This is a genomic window from Paenibacillus sp. 1A_MP2, from assembly GCF_052244825.1.
GTDB classification, from domain to species: Bacteria; Bacillota; Bacilli; order Paenibacillales; family Paenibacillaceae; genus Paenibacillus; species Paenibacillus vandeheii.
The window spans coordinates 562218-582110 of the sequence record NZ_JBQQCS010000001.1 but is presented as its reverse complement, the minus strand read 5'-3'; the positions used below and the strand labels follow the sequence as shown (position 1 = coordinate 582110).

General features: G+C 47.5%; 18 protein-coding genes and 1 pseudogene. 6 read left to right on the top strand and 13 right to left on the bottom strand.

What is annotated here, in order from left to right:
* Positions 1-24 precede the first annotated feature (24 nt).
* Positions 25-1179, top strand: a complete 1155-nt coding sequence (locus ACTWJ7_RS03105) for a VanZ family protein (protein WP_301880532.1) — start codon at positions 25-27, stop codon at positions 1177-1179.
* 172 nt (positions 1180-1351) lie between these two features.
* Here ACTWJ7_RS03105 and ACTWJ7_RS03100 read toward each other — a convergent pair whose 3' ends face one another.
* The 8 genes from ACTWJ7_RS03100 to ACTWJ7_RS03065 all read right to left on the bottom strand — a co-directional run bounded on the left by ACTWJ7_RS03100 (position 1352) and on the right by ACTWJ7_RS03065 (position 8569).
* A complete protein-coding gene (locus ACTWJ7_RS03100) occupies positions 1352-2023 on the bottom strand; it encodes a carboxylesterase family protein (protein WP_443145119.1) in 672 nt (223 codons plus the stop codon).
* Entirely contained in the window at positions 2020-2811 is a 792-nt protein-coding gene (locus ACTWJ7_RS03095; protein WP_443145118.1) for a carboxylesterase/lipase family protein, read from the bottom strand. The genes ACTWJ7_RS03100 and ACTWJ7_RS03095 overlap by 4 nt, the downstream gene beginning before the upstream one ends.
* Positions 2812-3172: 361 nt before the next feature.
* Complete coding sequence (locus tag ACTWJ7_RS03090) at positions 3173-4180, bottom strand: metallophosphoesterase family protein (RefSeq protein WP_301880534.1); 1008 nt, start codon at positions 4178-4180, stop codon at positions 3173-3175.
* Entirely contained in the window at positions 4180-4515 is a 336-nt protein-coding gene (locus ACTWJ7_RS03085) for a DMT family transporter (protein WP_053782535.1), read from the bottom strand. Before ACTWJ7_RS03085 ends, ACTWJ7_RS03090 begins: the two co-directional genes overlap by 1 nt.
* Positions 4512-5279: an HAD family hydrolase gene (locus ACTWJ7_RS03080; RefSeq protein ID WP_301880535.1), complete on the bottom strand. Its 768-nt coding sequence runs from the start codon at positions 5277-5279 to the stop codon at positions 4512-4514. The genes ACTWJ7_RS03085 and ACTWJ7_RS03080 overlap by 4 nt, the downstream gene beginning before the upstream one ends.
* Positions 5280-5365: 86 nt before the next feature.
* Entirely contained in the window at positions 5366-6745 is a 1380-nt protein-coding gene (locus ACTWJ7_RS03075; RefSeq protein ID WP_443145117.1) for an ABC transporter substrate-binding protein, read from the bottom strand.
* Positions 6746-6779: 34 nt separating this feature from the next.
* Entirely contained in the window at positions 6780-7694 is a 915-nt protein-coding gene (locus ACTWJ7_RS03070) for a carbohydrate ABC transporter permease (RefSeq protein ID WP_301880536.1), read from the bottom strand.
* Positions 7694-8569, bottom strand: coding sequence for a carbohydrate ABC transporter permease (locus ACTWJ7_RS03065; protein WP_094937380.1), 876 nt, complete (start codon positions 8567-8569; stop codon positions 7694-7696). The genes ACTWJ7_RS03070 and ACTWJ7_RS03065 overlap by 1 nt, the downstream gene beginning before the upstream one ends.
* Before the next feature lie 194 nt (positions 8570-8763).
* Here ACTWJ7_RS03065 and ACTWJ7_RS03060 point away from each other — a divergent pair, with 194 nt between their 5' ends.
* A complete protein-coding gene (locus ACTWJ7_RS03060) occupies positions 8764-9330 on the top strand; it encodes a GbsR/MarR family transcriptional regulator (RefSeq protein ID WP_079348198.1) in 567 nt (188 codons plus the stop codon).
* 246 nt (positions 9331-9576) lie between these two features.
* Here the strand turns inward: ACTWJ7_RS03060 and ACTWJ7_RS03055 are convergent, their stop codons facing one another.
* Both ACTWJ7_RS03055 and ACTWJ7_RS03050 read right to left on the bottom strand, forming a co-directional pair.
* A complete protein-coding gene (locus tag ACTWJ7_RS03055; RefSeq protein WP_443145116.1) occupies positions 9577-10428 on the bottom strand; it encodes an S-layer homology domain-containing protein in 852 nt (283 codons plus the stop codon).
* The gene (locus ACTWJ7_RS03050; RefSeq protein ID WP_443145115.1) at positions 10397-13168 is read right to left on the bottom strand and encodes a hypothetical protein; all 2772 of its coding nucleotides are present in this window, start codon (positions 13166-13168) and stop codon (positions 10397-10399) included. Before ACTWJ7_RS03050 ends, ACTWJ7_RS03055 begins: the two co-directional genes overlap by 32 nt.
* Positions 13169-13696: 528 nt before the next feature.
* Here ACTWJ7_RS03050 and ACTWJ7_RS03045 point away from each other — a divergent pair.
* The gene (locus tag ACTWJ7_RS03045; RefSeq protein ID WP_367620542.1) at positions 13697-14374 is read left to right on the top strand and encodes a CdaR family transcriptional regulator; all 678 of its coding nucleotides are present in this window, start codon (positions 13697-13699) and stop codon (positions 14372-14374) included.
* 45 nt (positions 14375-14419) lie between these two features.
* Complete coding sequence (locus tag ACTWJ7_RS03040) at positions 14420-14743, top strand: PucR family transcriptional regulator (RefSeq protein ID WP_367620543.1); 324 nt, start codon at positions 14420-14422, stop codon at positions 14741-14743.
* 110 nt (positions 14744-14853) lie between these two features.
* On the opposite strand, the gene ACTWJ7_RS03035 is transcribed toward ACTWJ7_RS03040, so the two are convergent.
* Positions 14854-16002: a glycerate kinase family protein gene (locus tag ACTWJ7_RS03035; RefSeq protein ID WP_301880538.1), complete on the bottom strand. Its 1149-nt coding sequence runs from the start codon at positions 16000-16002 to the stop codon at positions 14854-14856.
* A gap of 23 nt (positions 16003-16025) precedes the next feature.
* Positions 16026-17321, bottom strand: a complete 1296-nt coding sequence (locus ACTWJ7_RS03030) for a GntP family permease (protein ID WP_079348206.1) — start codon at positions 17319-17321, stop codon at positions 16026-16028.
* Between the two features lie 463 nt (positions 17322-17784).
* Here ACTWJ7_RS03030 and ACTWJ7_RS03025 point away from each other — a divergent pair, with 463 nt between their 5' ends.
* A complete protein-coding gene (locus ACTWJ7_RS03025; protein ID WP_179132742.1) occupies positions 17785-18063 on the top strand; it encodes a hypothetical protein in 279 nt (92 codons plus the stop codon).
* A 140-nt stretch (positions 18064-18203) separates the two neighbouring features.
* On the opposite strand, the pseudogene ACTWJ7_RS03020 reads toward ACTWJ7_RS03025, so the two are convergent.
* Positions 18204-18737: pseudogene (locus ACTWJ7_RS03020) on the bottom strand (hypothetical protein); the annotation flags it as partial.
* A 97-nt stretch (positions 18738-18834) separates the two neighbouring features.
* Between ACTWJ7_RS03020 and ACTWJ7_RS03015 the strand changes: the two are divergent.
* Entirely contained in the window at positions 18835-19752 is a 918-nt protein-coding gene (locus ACTWJ7_RS03015) for a phosphatidate cytidylyltransferase (protein WP_079348210.1), read from the top strand.
* Positions 19753-19893 lie beyond the last annotated feature (141 nt).

Here is a 19893-nt window from a genome sequence, read left to right as displayed (position 1 = left end):
TTTCCGATAAAAGGAGTTTCTGCTATGTCACCCTATGTTTTTCCTGTCCAAACGGCATTCCTGATTTTTGTCATTATCGCCATGTTTCTGCTGGTGCCCTGGTTAATCTACGGATATCGGAAAGATGGATTTTTTAGCTGGTCGCGATTTGCCGTCAGCTTTTCATTTATTTTTTACCTGCTGGCTGCATACTGTCTGGTTATTCTTCCTTTCCCGACCACTCGTAATACATGTGCGCAGCAGGCAGCGGATACCGTATATTACAACCTTGTTCCATTCACCTTTGTGAAAGATATTATGAAAGAAACACCGATCGTGTGGTCTCAGCCTGCCAGCTATATTGGAATGATTCAGGGCAGAGCTTTTCTGCAGGTTCTGTTCAACGTCATGCTTCTCATGCCACTTGGCGTGTACATCCGGTATTTTTGGCAAAAAAGATCCTACTGGAAACAGGCTTTGTTAAGCGGATTTGGCTTGTCCCTGTTCTTTGAGATTACCCAAATCACCGGCTTCTACGGTTATTACGATTGCCCTTATCGGCTGTTTGATGTGGATGACCTGCTATTGAATACTTCAGGAACGGTACTTGGATTTTTCGCGGCACCCATCATACTTGCCTTATTCCCATCTCGTGCGAGCATTCAGGCGAAGAGCGAGCAGATCCTGGAACAAAACAAGGTCTATCCCGTACCTCAATTGATTGCGCTTATCATTGACGGTGTAGTTGTCGTGTTCTTGTCCAATCTGATGTCCATTTTTAACTGGAGTAATACGAATGCCATCATCAGCGCGCTAAATACGATGATTGCCATGCTGTTTGTATTTTTCTTTATTCCATCATTGCGAAATGGCAAAACTCCGGGGTCAGCCCTGATGCGATTCAGATATGTTAACCGGAAGACCGGCGAACCTTCCAGCACATCCCTTTTCAAAAGGTTACTTGCACTTTACGTTCCTTGGCTTTTTGTAACCTTTGCTCAACTCATAACGGATTATGCCTTTCTGAACGAAAACGCGATGCTTGAACCTTATAAGGTATGGATCTCTGTCGGAATCTTTGGTCTGCATGGACTTATTCTCTTGGTATTGTTCGTTCATGTCATGCTGGTGCTGTTCTCTCGCGGAAAGCGAGCCTTCTATTGTGATGATGTATCCAATACAAGAGCATCTCGAAAATAGATTCTGGACTCACACAACTTACAACACAGCAGATAAAGGCGAAAAATAGTACCATAGCAGATCGCCGTTATAGTCGACAGGTTCGATCCATTATAAAAAAGGTGTAGCTTCGTCATCCAATGACGAGCCACACCTTTTAATTGTTGAATAATGAAGTTCCGATGGGATTAAACTATAGCCCTAGCAGCTCACGTTTGGAAGCTTCCGGGTCGTGGACCAACTGCACTTCATGATTGAAAATCAGCGTAGCACGACCGTCTTCGTAGGCAGGCCAATTCACTCCCGCCGTCTCGGGCTTGCCCTGCTTGGCAAATGAAATCCAGGCATCCTGCACCTTACCCGCAAGTTTTGCTGCGGCAGCATCCGGTTCTGCATTCATAAATTTCAGCACAGGCAATGTATTAAAAGCAAAGAAAATATCGATGCTATGAATCGATTTTTGCAGCAGTGGATGCTCCGGCATGACCCAATCGAACCGATACATCCATACAGGTGCATGCTTCTGCTGAGCAGCCGCATATTGCACTGCCGAGCGCCAGAAGAACAGATCGGTCATCACTTGGGCTTGACCATCTGCAGTCTTGGGATAACTGTCCGCAATCGCAGCACGGTTCTCCAGATCAGGTGTCATAAAATCAACAGCCTTCACCATGTTGATCTCTTCAGAGTAAGGCACATGAGGCTGAATGAACAACGATCCTTCATGTAAAGTGGTTCCGATAAGTACAGGGATGTCCTGTGCTGCACCCTCTTCTACCGCCTGAAGTGGTGCCTTCGGAAGTGTAACTCCATCCAGTACCGGCTGGAACAAGAGGGCCATGCCAGCACCGCTTTGTTGTTTCACCGCCTCGCCAGCAGCAATGATTTGCTCCACGGGAATGGTTTTGAGTTTTGCAGCTCGTCTGCCGATACACCCAGAACCTTCAACATGCCATCACGAATGGCCGAAGCCTGCTCTGCTAGCACAACTTGTGAAGCTCCACTTTGCATAATGGCGCGATGGAACAATCCCTTGGCAGCCGGCATCGCCATCAAAGCCGCAATACTCATACTGCCCGCAGATTCTCCGAAAACAGTGATATTACGCAAGTCACCGCCAAAAGCCTCTATGTTGTCCTGCACCCATTGCAGTGCAGCAATCTGATCCAGTAAACCTACATTGGATGCAAAACCCTCTCCAAGGGGAGCCATATGCAAGAAACCAAGTGGCCCCAGGCGGTAATTGATCGTTACGACGATAACGTCTCCCCGGAGGACGAGTTGAGTTCCATCGTACATCGGCTGGCTGCCAGCACCTGATACGAATGATCCACCATGAATCCATACCATCGCAGGAAGTGGGTCCTTGCTTTCTTGTTCAGGTGCCCAGATATTCAGGTAAAGGCTATCTTCCGATTCCACCGGAGGCTGTCCCGATATGCCCTCCGTTTGAGGATTTCTTGGCTGTATATTTTCAGGACCGAATTGCTTCGCCTCTCTGACTCCATCCCAAGTCTCAGGTGGAACGGGAGCCTGGAAGCGCAATTCACCCACAGGGGGCTTGGCATAAGGGATACCTTTCCATACGCTCGCTCCATGCAGAAGCTCTCCTTGAACCGTACCGTATCGGGTGTTCACTTGAAGTTCTCTCATGCGTTCTATACATCCTCTCTACTGATCGATAGTTCCAGCTTACGACTGGTGTTGCTCAGATCCGAATGTAACTTTCACGAAAAACAACTTGTACTGCTTCAACGACTTTTGTTACGTAATGGTAGGCGCGTTTCCACTTATTTGAGTATAAATCCCAGCAAGACCCATTTACAAGTTTGTCCAAATTCACCCGCTACAGCTACGTTTCACGTGGAACTTTTACAGCCATAATAAAGACTCCGCTTCAATTAACGAGCGAAGTCTACTATTCTGCCGTGCATAAAATATCCTACGATGAAAAGAAAAGATGACATTGCACTTTGCTCCCTGTATCCTATCAATACTTTTCCCGATGTAAGGATCAATTAGCGCCGTTTACTTTTACCGGATAAGAGACCGTATATTCTGCCCCTTCAATCCAGCTGCCCGTCACATGATTACGTCCCTTAACGACAACGCGGTCACGGTACACATCTACATGTAAACTTTCACTTCCCTCCAGATGCTCATCCTCATCTGTCCAGAGATAAGCCACGGAGGAGGCGTTAAACATCGTTGGCATCTGCCCACCACCTTCGTATATGGTGCGCTGAGCCTGCAATTGCCAATGGGTGTGCCCGGAGAAGAGAATTGCCTGCGGATAACGACTCAGAACAGCCTTTAATGCTGTGTCCTGATTCACGCCATACCAGCCCTGTTCCTTCATGGAACCCGCCACTGTATCCATCAGTGGTTGATGGAGAAAGACGAAAATGGGCTGCTCAGAAGCAGCTTGTTCCGACAGTTTCGTTTCCAACCAATCCAGTTGTTCGGCAGACATATCACAATCTTTCGGATGAGGCTGCTCCGTACCCAGGAAGATATAATGATAACCGTTGATCCAGTGATCGTGGTACGATCCGCTCATACCTGTGATTGCTGTAAAATCGTTCAACCGCTTCTGCCATAACTCCTCAATTGAAACTGATTCCTGTTTCTCGATATCTTGAGCTTCTCTTTGGCCTACTTCATCTGAATACCCTAGCACCTCACCCACCTCATGCTGGGTCATTGTGGTCAAGTTCAACGGCGGGTCTCCCCATAGAATCGCTCCAATATCATGATTGCCTACGGTGTAACGTATTTGAGGCAGTGAATTGCCTTGAGCCTTCAATATACGCTGTAACTCCTGGTATTCTTGCGGAAGCCCACGATCGGTAACATCGCCCACATGCATGATTCCGCTACTGCCATGGCTATATGTTGCCATGTCTTCCAGCGCTTTCTCCAGATGACGGTTATGGATATGGTCCGCCTGATCCCGTACATGGGTGTCTGTAATCACCTGGAAGCTGACTATCGGCTGTTCAAATTTATTTTCATTTTGCATCAGGAATCACTCCATTTCAGTCCAATAATGCCAATCAGAATAAAGCCCATCCAGACGATCGACATCGCCTTCAGACGTTCTCCCAAAAAGTAATGTCCCACGATACCAATCAATGTAATGCCTACGCCCGACCAGATGGCATAAGCAACACCCAGTGGCATATACTTCACAGCAAAATTCAACAGGGTAAAGCTCGCTCCATAACAAAGAAACATAAAAAGGGAAGGCCACAATCGGGTAAAACCATCCGACACCCTCATCAGAATCGTACCGCTCAGCTCTAATCCAATCGCTAGGGCAAGCAATATCCATCCGGTATACGAATGATTCGTCATCGGGTTACCTCGACTTCCAGCAATTCATGAAACGAACGAACCGTTAGATCCGCAAGCTTGATATGAGCAGGTTCGCCGACAGCAATCTTCCAGGCAGCCCCCGCAGCGCGAGCCATCTCCATATCACCATCTGTATCGCCGATTACGACAACTCTTGCAGCAGGTACACCCAGACGCTCACACGCCAGCAGCAACATGTCAGGAAACGGCTTTCCCCTTCCAACCTGATCTGTTCCTACAACTACGGAGAAAAGGGATTCAATACCCATCCACTTTAGATGGCTTAGAGCATTTTCCGTCTCATCCGCTGTGACGACACCCATTTTCAGCCCCTTGTTGCGACACTGCTCAAGAAAGGCAAGGACGCCGGGGAGTGGCTGAGCAGGACGTTCCTTATTCATCGCGTATTCTGCCTGAAGCAAACATTCCCTCACGATAATTTTCGCTTCCGCCCAGCTTAATCCTGCACGATATCCATGCCAAGTTAATACGGCGTAGACTTCTTCCATCGTCCCCATGGCGAGGGGTCCCCGCACATCATAGCCGTTCATTCGCCCCTGCTCATCATGGAATGTTCCCCAGATATGAGGGATGTCTGCAGCATTGAACTGAAGGCCACGGGCAGCAAGCTCCTCCCGAAAATTATCCATCACACAATGAGTCCAGAAACCCCACATGGCCGTAAAATCAAGCAAAGTTCCATCCTTATCGAACAAAATAGCCTCTATCGGGGTAGATAGGCTCCCCAGGTTCAATTCAGGCATCGGTTACGCTCCTTGTCTGCTGAATTACTATGTCAGAAAAGCGGTACATGACTGCACCGCTCCTCCAAGTTCAGCTTGTTTCCTTGTTATTTCACGCGATCCAATTCTTTTTGGGCCTTTTCTTTAGCTTCTTTCAGCGCTTGTGCCGCTGGAATGTTATTAATCTGTACCTGATCTGCTGCATCCTTCAGCGCATCATTGATTTTGCCTCCAGTCGGGTCCTGGAACGGAGCCGACGCATGGGAAGCCTGCTGCAGTGGAACCGTGATCTGAGGGTTCTTTTCACTGAACGTTTTGAATGCAGGATCTTCCTGAGCAGATTGACGTACCGCAATGTAACCTGTGTTCATGGACCAAGCAGCCGTGTTCGCAGTTTCTGAGAAATGCGTCAGCCACTTATAGGCTGCTTGCTGCTGTTCCGGGCTCGCTTCAGCAGGGATACCTGCCATAATTGCGCTCGCTACAGGTTTGCCTTCACCGACGCCTTCCCAACCAGGCTGCTGCATCGCTGCGACAATACTAAAGTCCAGATCGCCCTGGTCACCGCTCGAACCGGTGTATCCAGCTGCTTTATTTTTCATGACATCATCAATTGTTTTATACCAGTACTCCCAACCTTGGCCACCAAAATGAATACCCATGGTCTTGTCCTCATTAATCCACTTGCGGAACAATTCCCATGTCTCTACCCATTCCGGTGAATCAATCGTTACGGTCTTACCATCATCGCTCAGGATCTTCCCGCCTTTACCAAGCACGGCGTCGATCATGTTATCGCTACCCCACATCGGCTCCCAACCATAGAAGGTTGTTTTGCCGTTTTCCTGCTTGCTCATCTTCGCTGCCGCTTCAGCAAGTGCCTCCCATGTCGTCAGAGTGGCAGGATCGATATTATTCTCTTTCAGGGCATCCATACGGTAATACATGATCTGAGTTGTTCCGTACATTGGCAAGAAATACTGCTTGCCGTCTACTTTTCCCTGCTCCAGGAAGGTCTGAACGTAATCTGCCTGATTAAAGTCCTGATCCGCAGCGATCAGCTCATCGAGCGGTGCATAATACCCTTTGCGCGCCCAGTCGATATTGGAGCTTAGTACAGCGGCTGGTACTTTTTTCGAGGCAATGGCTGCCTGCAGTTTCTGTTCGGTTTCCGTGTAATCTGCCTGTACAATGCCTTTCACAACGACTTCGCTCTGGGATGCATTGAAGGCATCAATCGTTTTCTTCATGTTATCTCCCAGATTCCCACCCAGGCCATACCAGAATTCAATCTCCACTGGACTACTTGGCGCAGAACCAGATCCATTGGCTGCAGCTGCGTCTGAACCTGTGCCTGAGCCGCTATCTGCTGAGGAACCACACGCTGTGATCAGGGCAAAACTTGCGGCCAGTACTAGTGACATGCCGCCTCTCCACCTGAGCTTTAATTTGTTCCGCCATTTCATACTCGCTTGACTCAATTTCATTTTGATTCCTCCTATATAAAGTGTGTTGTAAAAATTAGTTTTTGTTTACGCCTGCAGTAATGTTTACACTCTGCATAATTGTCTTCTGCGTAAACAGGAATAGAATGAGCAGCGGTGCGATGGTAAATGCACTGGCCGCCATAATCTGCGGCCATGCCAGACCGTAGGCCCCACCTTCCACGAAAAAGCTGCGCAGACCTGCCGATACCAATTGCAGATTCGGGTCTTTGGTAATGAGCATCGGCCAGAAATAGTTGTTGTACTGGTCGATGAATGTAATCAACACCATCACGGCAAAAGATGAGCGAACCAACGGCGTCATAATAGTCCACAGAATGCGGAAATGTGATGCCCCATCCAACTGCCCAGCCTCCACCAGCTCGTGAGACACCTGCATGAATGCCTGACGGATCAGGAAGATGGAGAACACACTGACACAGTTGGACACGATTAGTCCGGTATAGGAATCCAGTAATTTAAGCTCGCTGAGCACCAAATAACTGGGCAGATAAACGGCGGTACTCGGAATCATGTAGCCTACCAGGATCAATCCGGTGAGCACCCCTTTCATACGAAAACGCATATGGGTAAGTGCATAAGCCATCATGCTTGAGTTAATGACCTGGATTAGACAAATTGCTGCCGCTACCCCTGTACTGTTCAAAATGTAGCGGAAAAATGGTGCAGACTGCCACGCATCCACATAGTTGCTCCAGCGGAACGTTTCGGGCCAGAAGGTTGGCGGAAATTGCCAAATTTCGTCATTGGTCTTGAAACCGCTGATAACCATCCAGTAGAAGGGAAATGCCATTGTCAGACTGATCAGGGCAAGCAGCAGATATCGGAGCGCGGTACCAAATCCTTTTCCTCCACCAGGGAACTTCCGTTTTTGTGCTTGCTCACGACTATTATCTTTTCTTGTTTGTTTACTTAGAGCGGTCATGTTCATCAGTAGTGCACCAGGCGTCGGCCGAGCAGGAAGGATACCCCTGACAGCAGAACGCAGATCAGAATAATAACAACGGCGATGGAAGAAGCCTCGCCCACATTGAAGGATTCAAATGCAGACTGATAATACATATAGAGCAGCGTCCTTGTTGATCCAGCCGGTCCCCCCTGGGTCATCACGTTGATCTGGTCATAGGCCTGAAGCGACTGAATCGTCAGGATAATGGACAGGAAGAACGTGGTTGGTGAGATCAACGGCAGCGTAATACTCCGGAACTTGTCCCAACTGCCTGCACCATCAATGGATGCTGCTTCAAGCAGGTCGGATGGCAGGTTGCGCAAGGCAACCAGGTAGAATACCATGGACCAGCCAATCGATTTCCACAGCGTAACGATGAGAACAGCCACAAGTGCCCAGTTTGCATCTCTCAGCCAGCCAATCGGGGATATCCCAGCCCAGCCAAGCAACAGATTGGCAAGCCCTACTTCCGGCTCGAAAATCCAGGACCATGCAATGGAGACAGCAACCGTCGGTGTGACCCATGGTGAGAACAGCAATGTCCGAAACAAACCAGATGATTTAATCTTGCTGTTCATGAGCAGCGCCAGCGCCAATCCACCAACAATCGTGGGCACGACACTTCCAAGACCGAACAGTAGTGTAACTTTCAATGAACGGTAAAATTCCGAGTTAGTTAGCAGATAGCTGTAGTTGTCCAAACCAACAAACAATTTGTCAGGACTCATGAAGTCCCAATCCGTAAAACTCAGATATACAATGTATCCCAAGGGCCCCAACCAGAAAATGAGTAATGGGATAAGGGCAGGTAGGGTGAACAGAACTGCTTCTGTCTCCCTCCATAGTTTCACACGCAATTCGCACACTCCTCATTGTTCAATTTTTTTTTAACGATAGTGCATAATCCCCTTAAATCTATTTGTTTTTCGCTTCCGTACAAAAATGATTGTATAATACATTTGAAAAAACTAATTCCGGGTTATGTTAAAATAACGGGATGTCATGTAAAATATGAAACAGGGAGTCCCATCCATATACTAGAGGTGAGATTGTGGGAAAAGAAGCTGCCGAGGACCAAAATCGTTCTTCGTTGTCCTATCGGCCTGAGCTGAGGGAAAAAGTAATTGACGCGATTGCCAATACAATGGACTTATACGGGGTCAATCATTCATTTGGCCAACTGTATGGCATTATGTATTTCGAGGATCAACCCATGACGCTGGAAGAGATGAAAACGTCCATGAACATGAGCAAAAGTAATATGAGTTACGCCGTACGTTCTCTTACCGAATCTCAGATGATTTATAAATTGGAGGAAAAGCGGGAACGCCAGGATCTGTATTTGGCAGAAACCAACTTTTTCACTACGTTTCAGAACTTCTTCGGGGCTAAGCTCCAACGGGAGATTGATGTGATGCAAGAAAGCCTTCGCGAGGTCATTCCGGAGTTATCGGAGATCATTCTTGCCAAAACAACTCCGCCGGAAGAGAGGGAGGAAGCTTTGCGTGATCTGCATAAGCTTCAGCATGCCGACCAGTATTATGAGTGGCTGCAGGGATTTGTAGACCAACTGCGGGATGGTGTATTTTACAAAGACGCCCCACATGAGAGTGATTAACGCATCGCACGTTTGCGGGGCTGTAGAGGGATTTTCACTTTAACACTTAATATTCTTATGTTCAGCTCGTTAAGAAATCATATACGTCTTATTATGAATAGTATTCACTACGTTCGTTAAACTAAAAAAGCCAGCTCAGCGAGCGACGATGGTTGCAGGACTTGTGCTGGTTTTAGAGATCAAAAGGGGAAACCCACCATGTTTTCATGGTTGGGGCTCCCCTTTGTTGTTATAGATACTGTTATCTTATTTCTGTGCCGCAGCTTCAATGTCTGCATAAGCCCAGTGTGTTGAAGGTACGTCTGTAAAAGATGGCGTGGATACGCCTGTTAATGGAGTCCGTTTGAATAGTACATTTAATACTTTCACGGCCTCAGCACGAGTCAGTTTGCTGTCCGGTTTGAACGTTCCGTCGTTGTATCCGGTCATCAGACCAGCGGATTGCATGTAGGAAATGGCATCGGAAGCCCATTGGTCAGAAGATACATCAGTAAATACAGCACCATCCGTTGCTTGGGATGTGTTGCTTGTCACGTCTGCACTTTGCTGCTGCATCCAGCGGTACGCAATGGTTGCCATTTGTGCACGAGTGATCGGACCCTCAGGTGCAAATTGAGTGGCGCTCATGCCATTCATGATGCCTGCGGATTGCGCTTTTTGAATATCGCTTGCTGCCCAATGGGTTGCAGATACGTCGGCGTAGCTGACGCCATTCGCGGAGTCGGTTCCCGCTTCATCAGTCAGATTACGAGCCAGCATCGCTGCCATTTGCGCACGGGTTACAAATGCATCCGGGCGGAAATCAGCACCGAAGCCGTTGATATACGGGTTGTGTGAGCCTTGGGAAGTTTTCAGTCCATCCACCACAACAAGCGTGAACGTGCTGAATTTGTTGACTGTAAACTCAATTCCTTCTTTGCCATCGCTAAGCTTCACGAGTTTACCTTGGATCAATTCTTTCGTGCCGTCACTGTGTTCAATGTACACAGCCAGGTTATCCAATGCTTGCTGGCGGGCAGCAGGATCGGTTGGAAGGCTGTCACGCAGCGGCAATGTCAGTGTGACTTCATGGCTTTGCATATTTGTTTTCGATTTCAACTGGACGAGCCAGTACTTTTACGTTGGTATTTGGAGCAATTTGTTGGATAAGCTGCTCCTTCTTCGCACGTTCTTCCACTTCCTTGCGCTCCGACTCCTGCTTCATTGGTACGATGCGGAAGTACAAGTCTTGATCGAATCCGGCAATCGATTTCGTTGGAACCGAGATGACGGCGTTCTCTGTAGAAATTTCAAGATTAAGCTCACCATCATTCAGTTGTTTCACCGCTGCTTTTGGCAATTCAATGCGTGTCTCTGACACGGCATCTTTAGCATCCGGGATGATAATACGTGCTGTATTCAGACCCAGTTGTTTTGCTTTTTCCACCGATTCCTTGGCTATTGCCTCAGACATCTTCACCAGATCTTTAATCGTACCATTCGCCTCGGTTGTACGTGTAATTGGCGTTTTGGTCAGATTAGTTCCATTAACCCCGTTCACATCCACGACGATTTGCTCCTGCTTGGTTGTTGGTGTAGTCGTAACAGGTGTAGTCACTGACGATCCACCCCCTGTGCTTCCACCCGGGTTAGGAGTTGAACCATTGCCGTTGTTGCTATCGCCATTTGCTGTAAAAACAATCTTCACGGCGCGTCCTGGCAATTCATCACTAATCGCTTTATAACGAACCCATACGGTTTTGTCACCGCTAAAATCAAGACGCTGAATGGAGGCAACATCAAGCCAGTTCAGTTTACCATCAAAGGAGATCTCCATCGTATCATCCAAGCCGGTTATAGTGTTGTTGATATCATCCCCTGTCACATTCGGGGCCGTGAAGAATTGGTTGATTACATATTGTAGATTTCCAACATCTTCGTATCTATCTTGTTCATTAAGCACCCATTCAGCCAGTTCCTTGCGGCCTTCCGGGCTGAGTTCTGCTCTTTTGGACAAATCAAGGGCACCTGAAAGATTGAATTTGTATTGGTCAAAGAAATTGTGTCCGTTAAACTGTTCATTCATAGTTGTCTCAAGCCACTGATCCATTTGATCTATAGTGGTGGCTTCCTCAAGAGGCTGGAAAGGCATTGATAGCAGTCCCAGAAGAAAGCGCGGATCGGCAATCTCTACTTGAGCCTGTTTTGCAATTCGTTCCACTCCCAATAAATGCAGGTACTTAAAAGCGAAAATTGGTTTATTTACCTCGCTTAATTGTAGATGATGATCTCCAACTTGACGAAGCATATCTGTCTCAGGGTCTTTAAAATGATCGGGTCCTTCAGACAGTTTCTGAGCAAATAGGTCCAGCTTGTCCTGAAGTACTCGCAACCCTCTCTGCTCCCAGATCAACTGAGCTTGTACAGCAAGCTCAATCATATATTGAACTTGTTTCTTATTTTCATAGTTCCTTTTAATATTATCAATCAGGAACTCAGCCACGTATTCTTTGACCTGCTTAGATACAGAACCATATTCATTTGGTAAAGTAATACCCAAATCAGGGTTCTCCATAGCCAGACGCATAGCGTCTATATCTTTGTTAATTCTTGCAGCATTTACGGCAGCCAACGCATCAGTTTCATTACCAGGAAAAAATTGATTGAATACAGTCTGGATGGCTTCAAAACTTGTATATCCATTAGCCGGTCTTTGAGTGAGCATATGATCAGCCAAATGCTCCTGCTCTTCAGTTGTAAGGTTATCCCATTTGCTGATATCTAGAGACAAGCTCTCCATTGGGTTTTCCGAGTTAGCCGTATTGTATGACTCGATATCCCCCTGAAGCTTAAGCAGATTCTCCAACGATGACAACATTTCTTCTGTCGTCTCCGCCTTTTTATTAATTAAAGGTGTGTCCATTACTGCTGTATCCATATAAGACAGAACACGTGAAATAGAAGGGCTTCTTTTGAGTCTAAACTCATATAAATAAGCTGTCATACGTTTTTCAATTGCGGATGATTCAAGATACAAATCAACCAATTGATAGAATTGGCTTCCAGCGGCAGGATACTCAAAAAACTGCACTCGTTCTGCTTGCTTAGCATATAGGTCATCAAGCGCAGCTAATGCATTTTGTCCTCCGATTTGGCGAGTCACTTCAAGGGCTTTGAGAGCTAATTGCACCAGAAATTGAATTTGTTTCTTGTCCTCATATCCATCGGTTGTCGGTGGATCTATACGCAGCAAATATGCTGCGATGTCCGACTGATCTTCTTCAGACAACGATTTGAAATTAGGCTCAGCTATGAATTGTTCATTACTAAGCAACTCAATCACTGCCGGTATGAAATTGGTGTTCTCGCCCTGCTCATTTCTTTTTTTAATATCGTTGAACTGATCCAGCTCACTCAGCTGCACAGTAAATTCAATAGATTGCATTTGATACGCAGTTTCCAAGTATTTATCTTTAACTACTACATTGAAATAGTACGTATCACCTTCGATTAGATCTGTAATTATTTTCGAAAATGTACCATTTGAAGCTTCTAAACCATTAATCGGATCACCGTAGGGATGACCTGATGTTCCGCTGATTTGTTGCATGTCTTCAATATCAGGAGCATTGGATATGTAAATTTGGTAATTTACATCAGGTGGGGTAGAGGACTCGGATTGTGCGTACACCCATTGTAATTCAATTGATTTCTCGTCCACATACTTTATTGTTAATAGACCATTATTTCCTGGTACTGGATACGATGCCCCTGCATTTACCTTTCCTGCTGGTGCTGCCAACCAAGGACCTACCAACACCAAAATGAGCAACACGCTAATTATTTTCCTGTATTGCATTAATCTTTCCTCCCTCATCTCGCTTCTCGAAATATAGGCCTAGTGTATTACGCAACTCTGAACGGATTCTGAACAATCGCTCTATAAAATGGAAAAAGACCCGTCCTGTAGGTGAAAAACAGGCCGGATCTCAAATATTTTTCGTCATAATTCATCATTTTACATGTACGAGTAATTATAGAGACCTACATTTTACAAAATTCAAGATAGATACCTATATCTTCGCTTCACTCTTTAACCGTTCTCCTTGGATGGCATCTGTTGCTGGGGCAAGGCGCATCTGGAATACTTGAACATGAACCAAGCAGATGAATAATGTGAATAAGTTAATAGAGGAATTCCCATAGCTAAGCGAAAGCAAAATACAACAATACGGCAACCCCTTCACCCTTTAGTTAACAAACTTGTTTAAGACAGGCGCGTCAGCTATAATTTCGTTCAGATGCACAATGGATAGACAAGACTGAACAGACCTATTAGACAAAAATACTTGCACCTTTTGGAACAGCCGAAGAAGGAGGACGTCTAATGCTGCAGCTTTCGGAAAAACAGGCACAGGATATTGTCGATAAAATGATGCAGGACATTCCCTACAACATCAACATCATGAACGAGCAGGGCGTTATCATTGGAAGTGGACAGAAGAAACGCGTAGGTACGGTACATCAGGGAGCAGTCCGTGCCCTAACCACCGGGGACCGCGTCGAAGTCTGGCAGGATGGCAGACTGGAGAAGATGGGCACCAACGAGCCGATCAGGATCAATCATCAGCATGTCGGAGTCATCGGTATATCCGGGCATCCGGATGAGGTCCGTCCGTTCTGCAACATTGTACGCACAACCGTATCTCTTCTGATCGAACAACGCAATCAATTGGAAAATCTGGCTCATGAGGCATCTCGAAAAAAATCCTTTTTGGAACGGCTGCTTGCCCACTCCGGTTCCTATTCACAGAAGATCAGGAAGGAAGCGGCGCAATACCATATCGATCTGCAGCTGCCGACGGTTCTTCTATACATCCGCTTTCCCCATGAATCCCCTGAATTTAGCCCGGAGATCAGCCGGATATTACTACAGCTGCCTTCTTTCTCTGTAGAGGAGGATGGTCTTGCGCAGATCATTCTGATTCAGAGCGAATCGGACGTTGATTCAATAGCTCAGCTTGTACATCAGGAGCAGCCTCAAGCTTCCATCTCTGTTAGCTAACGTGAAGCCAGCATTGCCGTCTGTTATGAACAGGCGAGATCTGCGATGAACATCTTGCTCGCGCTCCGCCCTGCTGCACCACTGATCCATTATGATGATGTCCAGTTTCTGGTGCGCTTCAGCACTACCAACCTGACCCGTCATAACAACATCGTCAGTAAGTTGGAGGACACAGCGGATCTGCTGGACACCCTTCGCAGCTTCATTCAACACAATGGCAGCATGTCAACGACTGCTGAAGAGCTCAACATCCATCGCAATACACTGCAATATCGGCTCAAACGGATCCAAGCCCTTACAAGCAAGGACCCACGCAATTGGCTGGAGCTCATTGAACTTACCCACGGACTACTCGCATCATATCAGTAGACCCCCATACAAAAAGAGACTGCACAGGAATGCCCCTATCCATGCGGACGGCGTCCCATTCAGTCTCTTTATGCTGCGGATTCTTCCCTCATCATCCCATCAACAGAATTTTAAGAAATCAGACCCAGTTTCAGCACTCTTGCAATATTCTCGGTTGTACGTTCCACATTCTGTGGACCTTCGTCCAGAAGTCGTTCCAGTTCAGCCGCACCCGGTACAATCCCGAACACCGCATCAATGCCTTCCGTGTACAACGTATCTATTCCTTCACCAACGCACCCCGCGATGGCGATAACCGGTTTACCTGCTTCCTTGGCTGCCCGCGCCACTCCGTATGGCGTCTTGCCAAATTTCGTTTGAAAATCAATGCCGCCTTCGCCTGTAAACACCACATCCGCATGTTCGAGCTTGTCACGCAGACCTGTATATTCAATGACAATTTCAATGCCTTTGCGCAACACAGCCTGTGTAAAAATCAAAAGCCCTGCGCCCAGACCGCCTGCTGCACCTGCCCCCGGCACATCACGTATATCCTTGTGCAGCTGCTGCTTCACCACATCCGCATAATGGAATAGATTCGTATCCAGTAGCTGCACCGTCTCCGGTGTTGCCCCCTTCTGAGTACCAAACACCCGTGAGGCGCCATGCTCTCCGCATAATGGATTCGTTACATCACAGGCCACAATGAGCTCTACGTCCTGCAATCGTTCATCCAGGCCGGAGACATCGATACGAGCCAACTGATTAAGCGCTCCGCCTCCACGTGCAAGTGGTTGGCCGTCTGCATCCAGAAACTTTGCACCAAGGGCCTCGGCCATGCCTGCACCCCCATCATTGGTCGCACTGCCGCCGATTCCGATAATGATTTTGCGAATGCCCTGATCCAGACACGCCCGAATCAGCTCTCCCGTACCATAGGTTGTCGTACGAAGCGGATCTCTGGTTTCCTTCGTCACCAAATGAATGCCGCTCGCCGACGCCATCTCAATCGCCGCCGTTACCCCATCGCCCAGAATTCCATACTGAGCAATTACGGGCTGCCCCAGCGGCCCGCTCACTTCTCTCTGGTGAATCACACCGCCAGAAGCATCCACCAGCGATTGCACAGTACCTTCGCCTCCGTCAGCCATCGGTACATGAATATAGCTCGCAGTAGGGTAGATTTTGCGTAATCCTTTTTCCATAGCCACACATACTTCTTTCGCTGTCATGCTCTCTTTAAATGAATCCGGTGCCAGTACAAATGTCGTCTCTCTCATCTTCTCCCACCCCATCCGTGTTATTAAAGGATAAATCCGTAGATTAACGTTGCTACAATCGCCATCGTTCCACCCACAATCGCTTCATAAGGAATAACGCTCATCCGCTGCTTGATCGTCATCTTCATGCTATCGGCTGAAACGTGGAAGTAATTGCCTTGTGGCAAGGAATCGATAACTGTCGCACCCGTGTGCACCATGACCGCCGCTGCGAGTGGCGCAGTCCCCATGTTCAGAATTGCATCGCCAAATGAACCAGTAGCAAGGATAACCCCTGTCGAGGTGGAAGCCGTCGCTGCTGCCATCAGAATCCCGGCAATAGGTGCCAAGAAGGTGCCGGATATCCCGGACGCTTCAATAAGTCCAACAACCTGACCAGACAGATCGGATGCAGAGATCAGTCCTGCAACGCCTCCGGCACCGATCAGAATAAGCACGGTGGCAGTCATTTTATTTAATCCGGAAGTCGTGTATTTCACAATGTTTTTGCCCTGGCCCATTGCCAACATGCCGATAATACCTGCAATCGGGAGAATGTACATCGCATCCACTTTGAATGTGGACAATGCTTCAACACCTGTAATGGAGCCGATCGGATTAACCATCAGCAGGATGATCGCAACCAACGGTGCCACAACCGCCTTCTTCAGTGGCGGGTACTGTGACGTGTCCACCTCACCCTGCTCTGCTTCCTGATCGGTTACCATTACACCCTTGTTTTTGAGCATTGAAGCTACGATAACGGTTACAATTAATCCGCAGATGGCTGGAATCACACCAGCCAGCATGACATTGCTGAGATCCAGCTCGAACCCCCGCGCCGCAGCAATCGTATTCGGATTCGGGGAAATAATATTGCCCGCCTTGCCTCCACCTGATAAAGCTAATAAAAGAGCCAGCTTGGATATGCCCATTTTGTTACCGACAGAAAGCGCAATTGGCGCTACAATCAGGACGGCCACGGGAATAAATACCCCAACGGCTGTAATTATCATCGTTGCCAGCGCCAAAGCCAGAATGGCCTTGCTGCCGCCAAATTTTCGCACGATGGCCTGGGCTATCGTCTCTGCCGCCCACGACTCCATCATGACACCGGCCAGTACCCCGGCAGCCAATACGCGGAGCACGGTACCCATGACACTTTGCGTGCCGTTCACCAGTATATTTACGGTCTCTTCCAGATTAGCTCCGCCAATTAAAGCGCCTACAATTGCGCCCAGAAATAAAGAGTAGACCGGATTCAGCTTCTTCAGAATCAGTATAATCGCAATTGCGAGTCCTGCCAGTGCGCCGATCCAGCTAATTGTTAAAGGTTCCATTGTCCATTGCCCCCCATGCACTTGTTGAACACGCTTTCATTATAGTTGCTGGCGAGCTAAATAAATATTGATGAACAGACGAAATTCATTGTTCATATGCACAATGAAGCAATAGAATTGTATCGAAATGGCTTATCCTTTCAGATTCAGCAGGCATGGCCGCACAGTTGGTCAGCGTGATGCGCCAAACTTGCAAGGTGCTAACGAACCTAGCGCATCTTAAACGGTCGCTTTTCAAGGATGGGCAATTCTAACGAACTTCAGTGACGTTATTTCGGCGTAGAGACCATGTTAGAGCCTAAAAATCAACCCCATCGATGGATTAACGTCTCTGTGATTCGTTACATTTCAGAATGGTACAAATGGCGGCGAATAACGTGTTTCAGATTCATTAGACCACAATAACCGGAACAAGGGGCATGCATGCTGATCTCACCGGATCAGCGAACCTGCACTGAACTATTTGCCCCGGAGCCGTAAACGCCGAGGCGAACGGGCGGACTCTCCCGAAGAGGCGAAGTATGGCGCTTTGCAGCAGTTTGCCTTCTACGTGAACAATGTGGATGAGACATACGAGCGAGCGCTTGCTCACAGTGCCAAGCCTTATGTTCAACCCGATTGGATCTCGCTTGGTGAGCCTCTGCTGCAGGTTCGAAATGCCGTTATGCATAGTCCGAATGGTGAAGTAATCGAATTTCTTGAAGAGGTTAATTTTGACCGTTCATCCACACCATCGATCTAACAATACACAAAAAGAACAGCCTCTAACCCGGAATCCGTGGCAGCAGGCTGCTTTATAGTTTTATTTCTTGAAACCCAAACTAGGGTCAAGAGAGGTCTCAGGCACCTCTCCCTTTTACTCTTCTTCTGCCCTTCAATTCCTGGCTTATACGCACTTAACTTCCCTTCATACACCAGCTGTAGCTGTTCACTTTGACGAAAATCATCCGGGGTCACCAGCGCAGGCAGCTTGTTCCACAGCTTAATACCTGAGCGTTGCAGAATCTCGGCAACAAATTGTGAGCAAAAGTAGGAGTTGCTGAACTCCACCGGCTCCTTCAATGTAATGCCAATCACACCAAGCAGATTGTACATATATTTCTGGCGGCTGCGGATGAAGATATGCAGCACCCGCTTCATTTTTTCCACTTCACGCTCCGTCACCTGAAGCTCATAAATGACACATGTGGTATTTGGATATTTACTGTATGTACCTGTCTGAATATCTTCCTTCACGAACCCACCGTTCAGCGGATTACTCGGATGCTTGCGACCGAAGCTGTACAGCTCGGATAGTTCCCGGTCAAATGAGATGGAGGCATGATTGTATGGCGCTCTGGTGTAACTCTGAATAACCTTAGTAAACAATGTTCCTGTGTTCGTAAGCAGGATGTAGATCGAGCGTTCAGCTGTCATAACGAAATTTCCCCTTATCAAGTTCGCACTATTCCTTCATAATAACATAGGTACCCTATATTGGAATCTCACTTCTAGATAAGCAGGTGGTCTGTACATGAGCAGTTCGCTCTTTACTTTAACACTGATTTTCATCGCCTTACTGGTCATACATATCGTATATAAAATCATTACGAAGCTTCAGCCGGACAAGGATTATTCGGGCATTGGCAACAAAATCAAAACCTGGTGGGGCATGCTTGTCATCTTCTGTCTCGCCACTCTCTTCAATCCGGTTGTCTCCCTGATTTCCCTCATGGTACTTACCTTTTTCGCGCTTAAGGAATACTTCTCCATGATCCGCAGCACCCGCAAAGCAGACCGCAGGCTGTTTCTATGGGCGTATCTGGCGATTCCGGTGCAGTTTTACTGGATTTATATCGGCTGGTATGGGATGTTTATCGTGTTTATACCACTGTATGTCTTTCTGGTGCTACCCCTGCCACGTCTGATAAATAAAGGCACGGTCGGTTTCCTGCGCAGTGTCAGCTCGACGCAGTGGGGCTTAATGCTGATGGTATTTGGACTTAGTCATCTGGCCTACTTTCCATTTGCAACACCGGAATATGGTGCCAAGCTGGTCCTGTTCCTGGTCGTATTAACCCAGTTGAATGATGTCGTGCATTATCTGGCCTCGCTCTATCTGGGCAAACGCAAAGTCGTGCCGACCGCCAATCCTTTTTTGACATGGGAAGGGTTCGCCTGTGCATTCGTTGTCACCACCGCTGCCTCTTATTACATTCATCCCTACCTGACCCCGTTTGATGCACGTTTCGCGCTGTTCATCGGTGTGTTAATCGCTCTGGCCGGGTTCTTCGGGAGTCTGACGGTTTCTGTTCTGAAACGGGATCTGTTAATTGGGGATGACAACAAGTTCGATGCGCTGAAAAAAAGCTACCTGAGCCGAGTCGACAGCCTGACGTACACCTCTCCGGTTATGTTCCATGTGGTACGTTATTTCTTCGACTTTATGTAGGAGGAGTACCCGCTAAGACACAAAGTTGAACGCCGCACGATCGACCAGTATGTGGTATGACATTACGGAATCACTAAAAAGCAGCCATGAAGGCTGCTTTTTATCTTCAGGGCTGAATTGAAGACGCACGCACGATGCGCC

What these genes read in the sequence shown, in the direction of transcription:
- ACTWJ7_RS03015 (WP_079348210.1), top strand. Translation starts at nt 18,835, where the DNA reads ATGAGCAGTTCGCTCTTTACTTTAACACTGATTTTCATCGCCTTACTG.
- ACTWJ7_RS03105 (WP_301880532.1), top strand. Translation starts at nt 25, where the DNA reads ATGTCACCCTATGTTTTTCCTGTCCAAACGGCATTCCTGATTTTTGTC.
- ACTWJ7_RS03050 (WP_443145115.1), bottom strand. Translation starts at nt 13,168, where the DNA reads ATGCAATACAGGAAAATAATTAGCGTGTTGCTCATTTTGGTGTTGGTA.
- ACTWJ7_RS03030 (WP_079348206.1), bottom strand. Translation starts at nt 17,321, where the DNA reads ATGGAACCTTTAACAATTAGCTGGATCGGCGCACTGGCAGGACTCGCA.
- ACTWJ7_RS03095 (WP_443145118.1), bottom strand. Translation starts at nt 2,811, where the DNA reads ATGAGAGAACTTCAAGTGAACACCCGATACGGTACGGTTCAAGGAGAG.
- ACTWJ7_RS03075 (WP_443145117.1), bottom strand. Translation starts at nt 6,745, where the DNA reads ATGAAATTGAGTCAAGCGAGTATGAAATGGCGGAACAAATTAAAGCTC.
- ACTWJ7_RS03085 (WP_053782535.1), bottom strand. Translation starts at nt 4,515, where the DNA reads ATGACGAATCATTCGTATACCGGATGGATATTGCTTGCCCTAGCGATT.
- ACTWJ7_RS03080 (WP_301880535.1), bottom strand. Translation starts at nt 5,279, where the DNA reads ATGCCTGAATTGAACCTGGGGAGCCTATCTACCCCGATAGAGGCTATT.
- ACTWJ7_RS03070 (WP_301880536.1), bottom strand. Translation starts at nt 7,694, where the DNA reads ATGAACATGACCGCTCTAAGTAAACAAACAAGAAAAGATAATAGTCGT.
- ACTWJ7_RS03040 (WP_367620543.1), top strand. Translation starts at nt 14,420, where the DNA reads ATGAACATCTTGCTCGCGCTCCGCCCTGCTGCACCACTGATCCATTAT.
- ACTWJ7_RS03035 (WP_301880538.1), bottom strand. Translation starts at nt 16,002, where the DNA reads ATGAGAGAGACGACATTTGTACTGGCACCGGATTCATTTAAAGAGAGC.
- ACTWJ7_RS03045 (WP_367620542.1), top strand. Translation starts at nt 13,697, where the DNA reads ATGCTGCAGCTTTCGGAAAAACAGGCACAGGATATTGTCGATAAAATG.
- ACTWJ7_RS03090 (WP_301880534.1), bottom strand. Translation starts at nt 4,180, where the DNA reads ATGCAAAATGAAAATAAATTTGAACAGCCGATAGTCAGCTTCCAGGTG.